We start from the raw sequence: 15,102 nt of genomic DNA, 5'->3' as shown, positions 1-15,102 counted from the left end.
GCCGCGCGTCAGGCGCGCACGGCGTCCCGGTCCGCCGTCTGCGCGGTAAGGTCCGCCGCATCGGCGTAACGCCGCGCGATGATTGCACACGCGACGAGCTGGATCTGGTGGAACAGCATCAGCGGCAACAGGATCACGCCGACCTGCGCTGCGGGGAACAGGACGCCCGCCATCGGCACCCCCGACGCCAGGCTCTTCTTCGACCCGCAGAACAGCAGCACGATCGCATCCTCGCGCGGCAGCCGCATCGCGCGTGCCATCGTCAGCGTCAGCGCCAGCACGATCACCAGCAGCGCACAGCTCAACAGCCCGATCAGCATCAGGTCGCCGACCGACACCCGGCTCCACAGGCCCTCGACCACCGCCGCGCCGAACGCGCCATAGACGACGAGCAGGATCGACCCGCGATCGACGATCGTCAGCATCCCCTTGCGCCGCGTGACCCATGCGCCGATCCATGGCCGCAGCAGATGCCCGGCGAGGAACGGCACCAGCAGCTGGAGCACGATCGCCTCGATGCTCTCGATCGACATCCCCCCGGCATTGCCCGCATTCTGCATCAGCAACGCGACCAGCGCGGGGGTGATCACGATGCCGAGCAGGTTGGAAAACGATGCGCTGCACACCGCGGCGGCAACGTTGCCGCGCGCGATCGCGGTAAAGGCGATCGACGACTGGACCGTCGAGGGCAGCAGCGTCAGGAACAACAGCCCCGTCGCCATCCGCTCGTCGACGAACGGCAGCGCGGTCAGCCCGAGCCCGAGCGCGGGAAAGGCGATGAACGTCACCCCCAGCACCGCGAGGTGGAGCGGCCAGTTGCGCAGCCCGTCCCAGATCGCCGCGCGCGACAGTTTCGCGCCGTGGAGGAAGAACAGCAGGAAGATCGCGACATCGGCGACATAGCCGACGATCGTCGCCGCCTGCCCCCGCGCCGGCACTAGGCTCGCGAGCACGACGGTACCGAGCAGCATCAGGATGAACGGCTCGAAGATCGATAGAAAGCGCCGGATCACGGATTCGCCGTCACATAGGCCTCGAGCGTCGCCAGATGCCCGGCGATCGCCTCGTCATCGAGGAAGCTGCCGAGAAAGCTGTTGCGCGCCAGCGTCACGACCTGCCCGCGCGACAGGTTGCGCGCGCGCGCGGTCTGCCGGTAATTCTCGCCGATATACCCACCGAAATAGGCCGGGTCGTCCGAATGGATCGTCGCACGCAGCCCGAGATCGAGCATCCGGTCGATCGGGTGGTCCTCGATCCGGTCGACGTTGCGCAGCGCGACGTTCGACAGCGGACACACGGTCAGCGTCATCGCCTCGCGGGCGAGCCGCGCGACCAGCACCGGATCCTCAAGCGCACGGTTGCCGTGATCGATCCGGTCGACGCGCAGGATGTCGAGCGCCTCGTGGATATAGGCGGGCGGGCCCTCCTCGCCGGCATGCGCGCACAGCAGCAGCCCGGCGTCCGCCGACGCTTCGAACACGCGCGCGAACTTCGACGGCGGATGCCCCATCTCGGACAGAATCGAGCCCGACGCCGATCAACTGGTCGAGCCAGGGCTCGGCCTGTTCGAACGTCCTGAACGCATCCTCCTCGTCGAGATGCCGCAGATAGCTCATGATCAGCCCGACGCTCATCCCGTGCTTCGTCCGCGCCGCGTCGATCCCCGCGAACAGGCCGTTGGCGACGACGTCGAACGGGATACCGCGATGCGTGTGCGTCTGCGGATCGAAGAAGATCTCGGCATGGACGACCCCGTCCTGCGCGACCCGGTCGAAATAGGCGAGCGCCAGATCGTGGAAATCCTCCTCGGTCTGCAGCACCGCCGCGCCCGCATAATAGATGTCGAGGAACGTCTGGAGGTTGGTGAAGCTGTAGGCGGCGCGCACGTCCTCGACGCTCTTGAACGGGATCGCGACCTTGTTGCGTTCGGCCAGCGCGAACATCAGCTCGGGCTCGAGGCTGCCCTCGATATGCAGGTGCAGTTCGGCCTTGGGCAGGTTGGTGATGAAGTCGTCTGTCATGCTCGATCCCGTCGCGATATGCGTCACCGCGCAACCATTCCGCGCGTCGCGCACTTTGCGCAAGGTCGAAACCCGTTGCATGACATCTCTGTCACGGTACCGCGGACCGGCTATTGTCGCCTCATACCGATCACGCGAAGGACTCCATCGATGCCCACAGGACTGGTCGCACTGCTCGACGACATTGCCGGGATCACCAAGCTCGCCGCGGCGAGTCTCGACGATATCGGTGCCGCGACCGGCAAGGCGGGCAGCAAGGCGATCGGTGTGGTGGTCGACGATGCCGCGGTCACGCCGCGCTACATGGTCGGGTTCTCGCCCAAGCGCGAATTGCCGATGATCGGCAAGATCGCGCTCGGCTCGTTCCGCAACAAGCTGCTCTTCATCCTCCCCGCAGCGCTCGCGCTCAGCGCGTTCGCGCCCTGGGCGCTGACCCCGCTGCTCATGATCGGCGGCACCTATCTGTGCTTCGAGGGCGCGGAGAAGATCCTCGAGGCGTTCGGCGGCGGGCATGCCGAGGCCGAGGAGACCGCGCCGACCGACGCGAAGGCGCTGGAGGAGCAAAAGGTCTCGGGCGCGATCCGCACCGACTTCATCCTGTCGGCCGAGATCATGGTGATCGCGCTGTCGGACGTCGCCGCCGGCCCCATCTGGGAACAGGCGATCGTCCTCGCGCTGGTCGGCGTCGCGATCACGATCCTCGTCTACGGCGTCGTCGCGCTGATCGTGAAGATGGACGATATCGGGCTGCATCTGGCCGAGCGGAACAGCGCGGTCGTGCAGTCGATCGGCCGCGGGCTGGTCAAGGGCATGCCGGTCGTCATGTCGGTGCTGTCGGTGGTCGGCACCGCGGCGATGGTCTGGGTCGGCGGGCAGATCATCGTCCACGGGATCGAGGATTTCGGGCTGACGACGATCCCGCACTTCATCCACGACGCCGCCGCAGGCGCCGCCTCCGCAGTGCCGGTCGCCAAGGGCGTGGTGAACTGGGTGGTCAATGCGGCGCTGTCGGGCGTTGTCGGCCTGATCCTCGGCGGCGCGATCGCACTCGGCCTCCACGCGGTGAAGAAGCCCAAGGCACATTGAGCGGCGCGCGGCGGCGCGGCTCGCGCCCTACCCACTCCCGTCATCCTGACGAAAGTCAGGATCCAGAGCCAGGAACGTCAGCGTCCGTTACCCTGGATCCTGACCTTCGTCAGGATGACGGCGTGGGGGAACAGCCCCCAGGGAACCCGTGAGCCCCCCTATTTCGCGGTCCACTTGTCCATCCAGCCGATCACCTCGCCATACCATTGCAGGCTGTTCTTCGGCTTCAGAACCCAGTGATTCTCGTTCGGGTTCACCAGCAACCGTGACGGAATCCCCCGCCGCTGCAACGCGGTGAAGCTCGCCAACCCCTGTGTGTAGGGAATGCGGAAATCCTTCTCGCCGGTGATCACCAGCATCGGCGTCTTCCAGTTGGCGACGTAGTTGACCGGGTTCCATTTCTCGAACGCGGCGGGATCCTCGTAATAGGTCTTGCCGCCATGCTCCCACTCGTCGAACCACAGCTCCTCGGTCTCGTACGCCATCGCGCGCGCATCGAAGACGCCGTCATGCTGGACGATGCACTTGAACCGGTCGGGCCACTTCCCCTCGATCCAGTTCATCATATAGCCGCCGTACGACGCCCCCAGCGCGCACGCCCGGTCGCCGTCGAGCCAGCCGAACTTTGCGGTCGCCGCCGCCAGCCCCTTCTGCAAGTCCTCGAGCGGCCAGCCGCCCCAATTGTTGCTGATTGCGTCGGTGAAGGCCTGGCCGTACCCCGTCGACCCGTGGAAATCGACCGCGACCAGCCCGTAGCCCGCGCCCGCGAACACCGCCGGGTTCCAGCGATAGGACCAGCTGTTGTTGCTCGACCCCTGCGGCCCGCCATGCACCATATAAGCGACCGGGACCTTGCCATTCTGGGTCGAGGCGGGGCTGCCGTACGGCTTCACCGCATAGCCCCAGACGGTGTCGTCATTCGCGCCCTTGAAATTGAACCGCGTGACGGTCGGCATGTCGATGCCCGCGAGCTTGGCCGCGTTGACCGACGTCAGCCGCTCGGGCTTCGGCATCCGCTTGCCCTTCACCGCCAGCGCATAGAAATCGTCGGGTGCGGTCAGGCTGCTCATCGCGACGACGACGCCCCTTAGCGTCGGCACGACCGCGCCGACATGCCCCTCCTGCGTCAGCCGCGTCACCGCGCCCGTCGCAGGGTCGACCGCGAACACCGGCGTCTCCTGCGTGTCGTCGGCGGTGACGTAGATGCGCTTGCTGTCGGGGCTCCACGCGATCGACGCGACCGAGCGATCCCAGGCTTGCGTCACCGCGCGCACCTGCCCGCTCGCCAGGTCGCGCGTCATCAGCACCTGCCGATCCGCCTCGAACCCGGCGCGCGCCATCGCGAACCAGGCGAGCGTGCGGCCATCGGGCGACACCGTCGGCAGATTGTCCATGCCGGTGTTCGCCGCCGTCAGGTTCACGGGCGCCGCGGAGCCGTCCGCAGGAACCGAGAAGATGTCGAGATTGGTCGAGATCGCCTCGATCCGCCCCGCCTCGCGCAGTGCGAAATACAGCGTCCGGCCGTCCGCGCTCCACGACACTTCCTCGCCGCCGCCGAACGGCTTCGACGGCGCGTCGCCGATCAGCCCGCCCGTCACCGCGACGCCGTCGCCGGCGGCGCCCGCGGCGGTCAGCGGCAGCACGAACAATTGCGACCGGTCGCCGTTCGACCATGTGTCCCAGTGCCGCACGAACAGCTGGTCATAGGTCCGCCCCGCCCCGGCATTCGGGTCCTTCTTGACCATCGCGGGCGCAAGGCTCGGCGCGCCGGGCTTGCGGTCGGCCCACACCACCAGCCTGTCGCCGGTCGGTGCGACCTTGAACCCGCCGAAACCGCCGTCGAAGCTGGTCAGCTTGCGCGGCGTGCCGCCGGCGATGCCGATCGACCAGACCGCGTCGCCGCCGCCCTTGTCCGACTGATAATAGACGGTCGCGCCATCGGCGGAGAATTGCGCGCCGGTCTCGTTCACATCGGCCTCGGCGATCAGCGGCTCGGGCTTCGCACCCTTGCGGGTAAGGTCGAGCCGCCACAGGTCGAACCGGCCGCGATCGGCGGCGAGATCGGTCTCGCGCTGCTCCCACACCAGCCAGCGGCCGTCCTTCGAAACGGCGGGCGAGGACACGCGCGACAGCTTGACGACATCGTCGATCGTCAGGTGGCGGGCGGTGGCGGGGGCGCTTGCAAGAGCGAGCACGGCGAGGCTTGCGAACAGCAGGATCTTCATGCGCGTCTGCATAGAATGCTTGCACGATCGCACGCAATCGCCACGTCGTCGCGGACGATGACGCGCAAATCCTCCTTCCCGCCCGTGGCCGCCGCCGATGCGCGGCTGCTCGTCCTCGGCAGCCTGCCCGGCGACCGCTCGCTCGCCGAAGCGCGCTATTATGCGCATCCGCAGAACCAGTTCTGGGCACTGATGTCGGGAGTCCTCGCGCGCGATCTGGTCGCGCTGGCCTATGACGAGCGGCTGGTCGCGTTGCGCGATGCGGGCGTGGCGCTGTGGGACGTGATCGGGTCGGCGCACCGCATCGGCAGCACCGACGCCGCGATCCTCGATGCGCAGGACAATGCGGTTGCCGACCTCGTCGCGCGCCTGCCCGACCTTCGCGCGATCGCGTTCAACGGCGCCACCGCGTTGAAGCTCGGCCTCAGACAGGGGCTCGGAACGCTCGGCCCGCAGATCGTCGCGCTGCCATCGAGCAGCCCGCTCCACACGATCGGCCGCGCCGCCAAGCAGCCCGCCTGGGACGCGCTCGCCCCCTTCCTCGCCGTACCGCGCTAGATCCGCACCGCGCCCGCCGCGCGCACATCGGCGATCGTCGGCCAGCCATTCACCGCCATCAGCAGATCCGCCTCCGCCAGCAGGCACCGCAGCACATGCGCCGCCCCGGATGCGCCATCGAGCGCGAGGCCGTACGCATAGGGCCGCCCAACGCCCACGGCACGCGCGCCGAGCGCAATCGCCTTCACCACGTCGCTGCCCGACCGGATCCCTGAATCGAAGAGCACGGGCACCTCGCCCGCCGCCGCGACCACGCCCGGCAGCATGTCGATCGCCGCGATCCCGCCATTGGCCTGCCGCCCGCCATGGTTCGAGCAATAGATCGCATCCGCGCCTGCATCGATCGCGCGGCGCGCATCGTCGGGATGGCAGATCCCCTTCAGGATCAGCGGCAGCGTGGTCAGCGAGCGCAGCCACGCCATGTCGTCCCACGTCAGCACCTTGCCGAACACGCCGGCCCATTGCCGCACCGCCGCCGCGCCATCCTCCTCGGGCGGCCTGGCGAGCATCGCGCGAAAGACCGGGTCCGAGAAATAGTTCATCAGCACCGCGCCGCGCAGCTGCGGGAAGTTCGCGACGTTCAGGTCGCGCGGCCGCCAGCCCGTCACCCAGGTGTCGAGCGTGACGACGATCCCCTTATACCCCGCCGCCTCGGCGCGGCGGACCAGGCTCTCGGCGAGCGCCTTGTCCTTGGGCGTGTAGAGCTGGAAGAATCCCGGCGTCTCGCCCAGCGCCCCCGCCACGTGCTCGAGCGGATCGTTCGACAGCGTCGACGCCATTAGCGGCACGCCCGTCTCGGCCGAGGCGCGCGCGGCAGCGAGGTCGCCGTGACCGTCCTGCGTGCAGATCCCGATCACCCCGACCGGCGCCATGAAGATCGGGCTCGGCAGCCGTATCCCGAACAGGTCGATCGACAGGTCGCGCCTGCTGCAATCGACCATCATCCGCGGCGTCATGCCCCAGTGCCGGAACGCGTCGGCGTTGTTGCGTTGCGTGAATTCGTCGCCGCAGCCGCCCTGGACATAGCCCAGTACCGATGGCGGCATCGCCGCGCTCGCGCGCTGTTCGAGCGTCGCATAATCGACCGGCAATTTCGGCACGACGCCGCTCAGGCCGGCGTTGTAGATCGCGTTCTGGTAATCGCCGTAATGCGGCATCGCGCTGTTCCTTCCAGGCCTCTCGCAAAGCGAGGCCGGTCGACCGCCAGCCCTAGCTCCGTCCACAACCCTATACCGCCACCTCTCCTCCCGTCATCCTGACGAAAGTCAGGATCCAGAGCCACAAGGCATAACGTCAGTAACCCTGGATCCTGACTTTCGTCAGGATGACGGAGGTAAACCGGTCAGCGCACGCCCCTCACTCCCCCTCCCCATCGAGCCGCGCGAGGAACCCCGCCGCCTGCGCCAGCGTCGCATTCCGGTCCGCCGGCTTCATCTTCGCCCAGTTGCGATACGGCATCGCCAGTCGCGGATTGCGGTCGAGCTTGTCCGCGTTGCGCACCAGGAAATCCCAGTAGAGCGCGTTGAACGGACACGCATTCTCCCCGACGCGCTGCTTCACGTCATAGCGGCAATGCCCGCAATAATCGGACATCCGGTTGATATACGCGCCCGACGCCGCATAGGGCTTCGACCCGAGCAACCCGCCATCGGCGAACTGGCTCATCCCCAGCGTATTGGGCAGCTCGACCCATTCATACGCGTCGGCATAGACCTCCAGATACCATTCATGCACCTGCTTGGGGTCCGCGCCGATGAGCAGCGCGAAATTGCCCGTCACCATCAGCCGCTGGATATGATGCGCATAGGCATGGTCGAGCGTCTGCCCGATCGCCTGCGACAGGCAGTGCATGTCGGTCTCGCCGGTCCAGTAGAAGCCCGGCAGATCGCGCGTCGCATCGAGGAAGTTGCGCTCGACATAGTCCGGCCCCTCGCGCCAGTAGATCCCGCGCATATATTCGCGCCAGCCGATGATCTGGCGGATGAACCCCTCGGCACAGTTGAGCGGCACGCGCCCGGCGGCATATTCCGCCTCGACCGCCCGACACAGCTCGACCGGATCGAGCAGCCCCGAATTGATATAGGGCGACAGCACCGCGTGCCACAGGAACGGCTGGTCGGTCAGCATTGCGTCCTGATAATCCCCGAACCGCGGCAACGCATGCGTCAGGAAATGCCGCTGCTGCTTCAGCGCATCGTCGCGGGTCGTCGCGAAATCGAAGTCCTCGAGGCTGCCGGGATGCTCGCCGAACCGCGCCGCGACCATCGCGAGCACCGCGGTCGTGATCGCATCGGGGGCAAAGGAGAGCGGGCGCGGCATCAGCAGGTCGGCCTTGGCGGGCTTGCGATTGTCCGCATCGTAATTCCACTCGCCCCCCTCGGGCTTCTCGCCGTCCATCAACAGCCCGGTGCGGCGGCGCATCTCGCGGTAGAAATACTCCATCCGCAACTGCTTGCGCCCCTCGGCCCACGCCTCGAACTCGGCATGGCTGGCGAGGAAGCGGTCGTCGGCGTGGATCTCGACCGGCAGCCCGAACAGCGTTTCCCAGGCGTCGAGCATTGCTGCAACGCGCCATTCGCCCGCCTCGGTCACGACGATCCGCGCCGGATCATGCCGCGCGATCGCGCGCGCGACCTCGCCGGTGAAACTGTCCGTCGACTCCGGATCGTCGAGCGCGACGTAATCGACGGTCCACCCGGCATCGCGCAGTGCCTGCGCATGATGCCGCATCGCCGACAGGATATAGGCGATCTTGCGGCGATGGTGGCGGACATAGGTCGTCTCGTCGGCGACCTCCATCATCAGCACGATCGTCGTCGCCGGGTCGGCCCCGTTGAGCGACGCGATCTGCAGCGAAAGCTGGTCGCCGAGGATCGGCACGAGCGTGGTTTTCTTGGCGGGCATCGCATCCTACATGGCGAACCATGACCGCTCCTACAAACCCGTTATATCTGGGCCAGAGACAGCGCCCTCCCCGCCTCGCCCGAAGAGGCCGTGCTCGATTACGTGCCCAACCCGCGCGTCGGCCGGACCTATCTGGTGCGGTTCGCGGTGCCCGAATTCACGTCGCTCTGCCCGGTCACCGGCCAGCCCGACTTCGCGCATCTCGTCATCGACTATGTCCCCGGCGAGACGATCGTCGAATCCAAGTCGCTCAAGCTGTTCCTCGGCAGCTTTCGCAACCATGCCGGGTTCCACGAGGATTGCACCGTCGGCATCGGCGAGCGGCTGTTCGACGAGATGAAGCCGGTGTGGCTGCGGATCGGCGGCTATTGGTATCCGCGCGGCGGAATCCCGATCGACGTCTTCTGGCAGTCCTCGGCGCCCCCGCCGATCTCTGGCTGCCCGATCAGGGGGTCGCGCCGTACCGGGGCCGCGGTTGAGGACCTGACCGCCGACGACGACTGCCCTGTAATGTCCGGATATTGATCCCGATCAGCGCGTAAGTTTGTGTTGCAGTGCAATAAGATTGCAACTTTCGCGTGCGGTCGCGTGTTAGGGATGTGCGCACGACCGGGTTCGGTCGAAATGCGTGCACAGACAAGGGACAGGGTATGGCGTTACCGGCGGACGGGACCAAGATCACGCGGCTGGCATTGATCGGTAATTTTTTACCGAGGCAGTGCGGGATCGCGACCTATACGACGGACGTCTTCACCGCGATGCGCGCGCGTTTTCCCGACGTCGCGGTCGATGTCTATGCGATGGACGATCATCCCGGTCGGTACGCCTATCCCCCCGAAGTGTCGGGGACGATTCCCGAGACCGACCTGTCGGCCTATCTTGAGACCGCACGCAAGATCGACGCCAGCGGCGCGGATGCGATCTGGGTTCAGCATGAATACGGCATCTATGGCGGCCCGGCGGGTGATTATCTGCTCGCGCTGCTCGATCGCACGACGCTGCCCGTCGTCGTCGCGTTGCACACGATCCTCGAGAAGCCCAATCCCGACGAACGCCGCGTGATGGAAGGCCTGCTGCGCCGCGCCGCACGCGTCATCGTGATGGCCGAACGCGGTCGCGACATCCTGCAACGCGTCTATGGCGCAAGCCCGCGCCAGATCGTCATGATCCCGCACGGCGTTCCCGATCGCGAACTCGTCGACCCGGACTCGCTGAAGGCGCAGTTCGGCTGGGAAGGCCGCAAGGTCGTCCTGACCTTCGGGCTGCTCGCGCCCAACAAGGGGATCGAGACGGTGATCGAGGCTCTGCCCGCGGTCATCGAGCGTCATCCGAACCTGCTCTATGTCGTGCTCGGCGCGACGCATCCGAACCTCGTCGCGCATCAGGGCGAGGCCTATCGGGATCGCCTGAAGGCGCTGGCCGAGGCGCGTGGCGTCGCCGACAACGTCACCTTCGTCGACGCGTTCGTCGAGCATGACGAACTGCTCGGCTATCTGCAGGCGGCGGACATCTATGTGACGCCCTATACCAATCCCGCGCAGATCACGTCGGGTACGCTCAGCTACGCGGTCGGCGTCGGCAAGCCCGTTATCTCGACACCCTATGTCCATGCGACGGAGATCCTCGCGGACGGCCACGGCGTGCTCGTTCCGTTCGGCGACGTCGCCGCATTCGCGCGTGAGATCGACACGCTGCTCTCGAGCGATCGTGATCGCCTTCGCCTGTCGCAGCGTGCCTATGCGCGCGGTCGTACGATGATCTGGCCGCAGCTCGCCGAGACGTCGATGGCGGAGATCCGCGCGGTGGTCGCGGCACGCCCTTTTCGCCTCGCCAAGCCATCGGCACCGTTGAAGCCGCTCAAGCCTGATTTCGCGGCGGTCGAGCGGATGAGCGATTCGACCGGGATGCTCCAGCACTCGATCTATTCGATCCCCGATCGTCGCCACGGCTATTGCATCGACGACAATTGCCGCGCGCTGATGCTGATGAGTGCGATCCCCGACATGGATCCGATCCTGCGCGACAAGTGGACGACGATCTACGCGTCGTTCGTGCAATATGCGTGGAATCCGGACGAGCGCCGGTTCCGCAACTTCATGCGCTTCGACCGCAGCTGGTGCGAGGATGTCGGGTCCGAGGATTCGAACGGTCGTACCGTGTGGGCGCTGGGCATCACCGCGCGCGATGCGCAGCTTGCCAAGCATCGTGACTGGGCGACCGCGATGTACGATTCGACCGCATCATGCGCGCTCGACCTCGGCAGCCTGCGGGCGCAGGCGTTCGCGATGCTCGGCGCCGCCGCGATGCTCGAGGCCAGCCCCGGGCACCAGCTGTCGCTGTCGATCCTCGCGAAGTTCCCGGACATCCATCTGGCACTGCTCGAAAAGGCCCGCCGTCCGGAATGGCAGTGGTTCGAGATCGTCCTCGCCTATGACAATGCGCGCCTGCCGCAGGCGCTGATCCGTGCGGGTCAGGCGCTCGGGCGTCAGGAGCTGATCGATTGCGGTCTGGCGACGCTCGACTGGATCGTCGCCAAGCAGACCTCGCCCGAGGGCCGCTTCCGCGCTGTCGGCACTGAGAGCTTCGGCCGGTCCTATGAGGATCCGTTGCAGTTCGACCAGCAGCCGCTCGAGGCACAGGCGACGGTCGACGCGTGCACCGCGGCGTATGAGGCGACGGGCGACCAGCGCTGGCGCGACGAGGCCGAGCGTGCCTATCGCTGGTTCCTCGGCGGTAACGACCTCAATCTGCCGCTTGCGAGCGTCGCCGATGGCGGGTGTTTCGATGGTTTGATGCCGACCGGATTGAACCGGAATCAGGGCGCGGAGTCGATTTTGGCGCTTCAATTGGCCAATTGTGCGATTTCGGGGGTATCAAACGCAGTCCAAAGCGTGGCAGGGACCTCGCGCGTCGTCGCATAGCCTCGCTAGCGTCGACGTCCCTAGGTCGGAACGGCGCGCGAGGCATTAGCACGATGGACCTGTTTACCCACCAGCTGCGGCTGCACGCGGACCCGTCGCGGGTCGTCGTCCGGCCGTTCCACATCGCCTGGGCGGGCAATGCCGGCGCCCCCAGCCGCACCGAGCGGCTGGTCGGCGAGGTGCTCGAAATGACGAGCGCGGAGGCGCGGACCCAGCTCGAGGTCGTGCTCAAGGATTTCGAAGCCCGGCACTGGCAGACGCGGCGCGTGTTCATGACGCGCTACGACGAGATCGAGGACATGCTCGGGCTCAACGGCGCCGACATCGGCGACGAGAAGCGCCAGCTGATCGGCGCCTATTTCTGTCACGAATACAGCTATGCCGCCGCCGCGCTGATGAACCCCAGCGCGGTGCCGCATTTCGACCAGTCGGGGATGCCGCCGGGATCGTTGCGCATCCTGATGTCGATGCGCGCGGTGGGCGAGGGACACATCTCCTCGGTCGCGTTCCGCGAGGGCATCATCACCTGCGAAAACCAGATGAAGCTCGCCCCCGAGCCGCCCTTCGCGACCGCCACCGACGCGGTCGGCAGCGGCGAGGACGAGATGCCGCAGGGCCCCGTCACCGTCTATCGCCACCGCGACAGCACGCTGAGCGGCACCGTGATCTTCCCGATCACGCAGGCGCAGTCGAAGGGGCTCGAGGATCTGCGTATCGTCCGGTTCAGGCACGACGACGGCGAGTATGAATGGATCGGCACCTACACCGCGTATAACGGCTCGGTCATCCAGTCCGAGCTGATGCGCACGCGCGATTTCCGCGCGTTCGATCTGGTGCCGATGACCGGCCCTGCCGCGCGCAACAAGGGCATGGCGCTGTTCCCGCGCAAGGTGAACGGCCAGTATATGATGATCGGCCGGCAGGACGGCGAGAACCTGTTCCTGCTCAAGTCGGACACGCTGACCGACTGGGACGACGGCGAGAAGATCCTGACCCCGCTCTACCCGTGGGAGCTGGTGCAGATCGGCAATTGCGGCCCGCCGATCGAGCTCGACGAGGGCTGGCTGCTGCTGACGCACGGCGTCGGCGCGATGCGCAAATATTCGATCGGCGCGGTGCTGCTCGACAAGGACGATCCGTCGAAGGTGATCGGCCGGACCGAACAGCCGATCCTCGCCGCGAAGGATCAGGACCGCGAGGGCTATGTCCCCAACGTCGTCTACAGCTGCGGTGCGCTGCGCCACGGCGACACGCTGTTCCTACCCTATGGCATCGCCGACAGCTCGATCGGCTTCGCGTTCGTCAAGATCACCGACATGCTCGCCGCGATGCGATGACCGAGGCGGCGGCGGCGGGGTGTTCTACCCGCCGCCGTCCCGGCTCAGCGCGACGCCGCCTTGGTACGGCGGTACAATATCCCGGTCAGCACCGCGAACAGCAGCGTCCCGCCGACGAGCGCGATCGGCGCAAACCCGTCGCCGACGAGCGCGAGCGGCGTTTCCTCGTTGGTCATGTACACGATCCCGGCAAAGCCGACGCCCCACAGCGATTCCCCGACGATCATCCCCGTGGCGGTCAGCACGCCCATCCGCTTCGCCAGTTCGGGGTCGCGCGCGCGGTCTGCCCAGCGGTCATAGGCAAACCCCACCACCGCGCCGATCGTGACCGGCAGCGTCACCGCCATCGGCAGATACACGCCCAGCCCGACGCCAAGCGGCGGCAACCGCAGCTTGCCCGCCTTGCCCAGCAATTCGTCGAGCGCGATCACGGCGACACCGGTGATCGCGCCATAGCCGATCATCGCCCAGTTGAGATTGCCGCCGAGCACGCCCTTCGCGAGTGCCGAGATCAGCGCCGCCTGCGGTGCGGCGAGCGCATTGGGCCCTGCCCCCGGCGCGCCTGCGAAGCCCAGCGTGCTGCCGAGCAGGTTGAGCACCGGCGGCACGACGATCGATCCGAACACCACGCCGATCAGCAACGCGACCTGCTGTTTCCACGGTGTCGCACCGACCAGCTGCCCGGTCTTGAGATCCTGAAGATTGTCGTTCGAGATCGTCGCGATGCCGAACACCACGCCCGTCACGATCAGGCCATAGGCGACCAGCGCCTGCGTCGTCCCCGGCTCGACCGCGCGGCCGAACCACGCGACGAGCAGGATCGACGCCGCGAGGATGGCGAGGATCCCGATCCCCGATACGGGCGAGTTGGACGCACCGATCAGCCCGGCCATATAGCCGCAGACCGCCGCGATCACGAGGCCGATGACGAGGATGAACACGAGGCTGCCCGCGATCAGCCCGATCGCCGACGCCTCGAGCGGTCCGCCCTCGAGCACCGTCCAGAGCAGGATGCCGATCGGCACCAGCATCGCAAGCGACGCAGCGCCGACGAACCCGATCGGAATGTCGCGGTCCTCGAGCGCGAGCACCGCACCGCCGCGTCGCGACGCCGAGGCGGCAAGCGCGGAGCGGACGCCACCGACCACGGGCCCCGCGATCTTGAGCAGCGTCCAGATCGCCGCGACGCCGATCACGCCCGCGCCGAAGAATCGCACGTCCGAACGGAACACGGTCGTCGCGATCACCTCCGCGGTCCCCGTCACGCTCCCGCCCGCGGTCAGGATCGGCAGCAGGATCCACCAGCCGATCACCACACCGGCGAACATCGCCATCCCGACCGAGATCCCGACCAGATGCCCGGCGCCCAGCAGCGCGAACGACAGCCCGCCCGAGATCCCCGTCGCACCCGCGCCGACGCGGAACCAGGTCGCGGCCTCCGCGGCGACGAGCTTGGTCTGCGTCAGGATCGCGAACCCCGCCGACACCAGCGCATTGACGACGATGATGCCAAGCCCGCGTGCGCTCTCCGCACCGCCCTCACGACTGCCGGCGCCGACCTTGAGCACCTCCGCGGCCGCACGGCCTTCGGGATAGGGCAGCACCGTGTCGACGACGAGCGCGCGGCGCAGCGGGACCGAGAACAGCACGCCCAGCACGCCGCCGAACATCGTGATCGCCGCTGTCGTGAAGAACGGAAAGCCCTGCCACCAGCCGATCATGACGAGCCCGGGCAGCACGAAGATGATCGCCGCCAGCGTCCCCGCCGCGGACGCGATCGTCTGGACGATGTTGTTCTCGAGGATCGTCGAGATCCTTAAACAGCCGCAGCACCGCCATCGAGATCACCGCGGCGGGGATCGACGTCGCGAAGGTCAGCCCGATCTTGAGCCCCAGATAGACGTTGGCCGCGGTGAACAGCAGCGTGATGATCGCGCCGAGCACCACCCCGCGGAAGGTCAGCTCGCGCATTGCTGTCGGGGTCGTCGGAGTCGTCGGGGGTGCGCTGCTGCGCGTCGCGTCGGTCATGTCGTAAGCCCCAGAGCAATTT

General features: G+C 67.1%; 8 protein-coding genes and 3 pseudogenes. 5 read left to right on the top strand and 6 right to left on the bottom strand.

Translation table 11 applies throughout. The annotated features are described in order from the left end of the window. Positions 1-8: 8 nt before the first annotated feature. Both QP165_RS12930 and QP165_RS12925 read right to left on the bottom strand, forming a co-directional pair. Positions 9-1,013: a bile acid:sodium symporter family protein gene (locus tag QP165_RS12930; protein ID WP_333995955.1), complete on the bottom strand. Its 1,005-nt coding sequence runs from the start codon at positions 1,011-1,013 to the stop codon at positions 9-11. Beyond that, positions 1,010-2,021: pseudogene (locus QP165_RS12925) on the bottom strand (adenosine deaminase). Before QP165_RS12925 ends, QP165_RS12930 begins: the two are co-directional and overlap by 4 nt. A gap of 150 nt (positions 2,022-2,171) precedes the next feature. On the opposite strand from QP165_RS12925, the gene QP165_RS12920 reads away from it, so the two are divergent. Continuing rightward, positions 2,172-3,107, top strand: coding sequence for a DUF808 domain-containing protein (locus QP165_RS12920; RefSeq protein ID WP_333995954.1), 936 nt, complete (start codon positions 2,172-2,174; stop codon positions 3,105-3,107). Positions 3,108-3,265: 158 nt separating this feature from the next. On the opposite strand, the gene QP165_RS12915 is transcribed toward QP165_RS12920, so the two are convergent. After that, on the bottom strand, positions 3,266-5,332 hold the full coding sequence (locus QP165_RS12915; RefSeq protein ID WP_333995953.1) for a S9 family peptidase: 2,067 nt from the start codon (positions 5,330-5,332) through the stop codon (positions 3,266-3,268). Positions 5,333-5,389: 57 nt separating this feature from the next. Here QP165_RS12915 and QP165_RS12910 point away from each other — a divergent pair, with 57 nt between their 5' ends. After that, entirely contained in the window at positions 5,390-5,890 is a 501-nt protein-coding gene (locus QP165_RS12910) for a DNA-deoxyinosine glycosylase (protein WP_333995952.1), read from the top strand. On the opposite strand, the gene QP165_RS12905 is transcribed toward QP165_RS12910, so the two are convergent. Together QP165_RS12905 and QP165_RS12900 are read right to left on the bottom strand one after the other, a co-directional pair. Then, positions 5,887-7,047, bottom strand: a complete 1,161-nt coding sequence (locus tag QP165_RS12905) for an alpha-hydroxy-acid oxidizing protein (protein WP_333995951.1) — start codon at positions 7,045-7,047, stop codon at positions 5,887-5,889. The genes QP165_RS12910 and QP165_RS12905 overlap by 4 nt on opposite strands. A 199-nt stretch (positions 7,048-7,246) precedes the next feature. Then, complete coding sequence (locus QP165_RS12900) at positions 7,247-8,794, bottom strand: cryptochrome/photolyase family protein (protein WP_333995950.1); 1,548 nt, start codon at positions 8,792-8,794, stop codon at positions 7,247-7,249. A gap of 20 nt (positions 8,795-8,814) precedes the next feature. On the opposite strand from QP165_RS12900, the pseudogene queF reads away from it, so the two are divergent. From queF to QP165_RS12885, 3 genes and pseudogenes are all read left to right on the top strand, one after another. After that, a pseudogene (queF, locus tag QP165_RS12895) lies at positions 8,815-9,273 on the top strand (preQ(1) synthase). Between the two features lie 171 nt (positions 9,274-9,444). Then, positions 9,445-11,715, top strand: a complete 2,271-nt coding sequence (locus tag QP165_RS12890) for a glycosyltransferase family 4 protein (protein WP_333995949.1) — start codon at positions 9,445-9,447, stop codon at positions 11,713-11,715. Positions 11,716-11,768: 53 nt separating this feature from the next. Next, positions 11,769-13,052, top strand: coding sequence for a glycoside hydrolase family 130 protein (locus tag QP165_RS12885; protein ID WP_056019959.1), 1,284 nt, complete (start codon positions 11,769-11,771; stop codon positions 13,050-13,052). 44 nt (positions 13,053-13,096) lie between these two features. Here the strand turns inward: QP165_RS12885 and QP165_RS12880 are convergent. Further along, positions 13,097-15,023, bottom strand: a pseudogene (locus QP165_RS12880) (OPT family oligopeptide transporter). Between the last annotated feature and the right edge of the window lie 79 nt (positions 15,024-15,102).

It is taken from the genome of Sphingomonas sp. 22R3R2A-7 (assembly GCF_036856055.1).
GTDB lineage: Bacteria > Pseudomonadota > Alphaproteobacteria > Sphingomonadales > Sphingomonadaceae > Sphingomonas.
The sequence above is the reverse complement of the archived record's forward strand: the minus strand, read 5'-3'. Positions and strand labels throughout refer to the sequence as shown.

Coding starts and splice junctions, on each gene's coding strand:
- QP165_RS12910 (WP_333995952.1), top strand. CDS start 5,390: ATGACGCGCAAATCCTCCTTCCCGCCCGTGGCCGCCGCCGATGCGCGG.
- QP165_RS12915 (WP_333995953.1), bottom strand. CDS start 5,332: ATGAAGATCCTGCTGTTCGCAAGCCTCGCCGTGCTCGCTCTTGCAAGC.
- QP165_RS12900 (WP_333995950.1), bottom strand. CDS start 8,794: ATGCCCGCCAAGAAAACCACGCTCGTGCCGATCCTCGGCGACCAGCTT.
- QP165_RS12885 (WP_056019959.1), top strand. CDS start 11,769: ATGGACCTGTTTACCCACCAGCTGCGGCTGCACGCGGACCCGTCGCGG.
- QP165_RS12890 (WP_333995949.1), top strand. CDS start 9,445: ATGGCGTTACCGGCGGACGGGACCAAGATCACGCGGCTGGCATTGATC.
- QP165_RS12905 (WP_333995951.1), bottom strand. CDS start 7,047: ATGCCGCATTACGGCGATTACCAGAACGCGATCTACAACGCCGGCCTG.
- QP165_RS12920 (WP_333995954.1), top strand. CDS start 2,172: ATGCCCACAGGACTGGTCGCACTGCTCGACGACATTGCCGGGATCACC.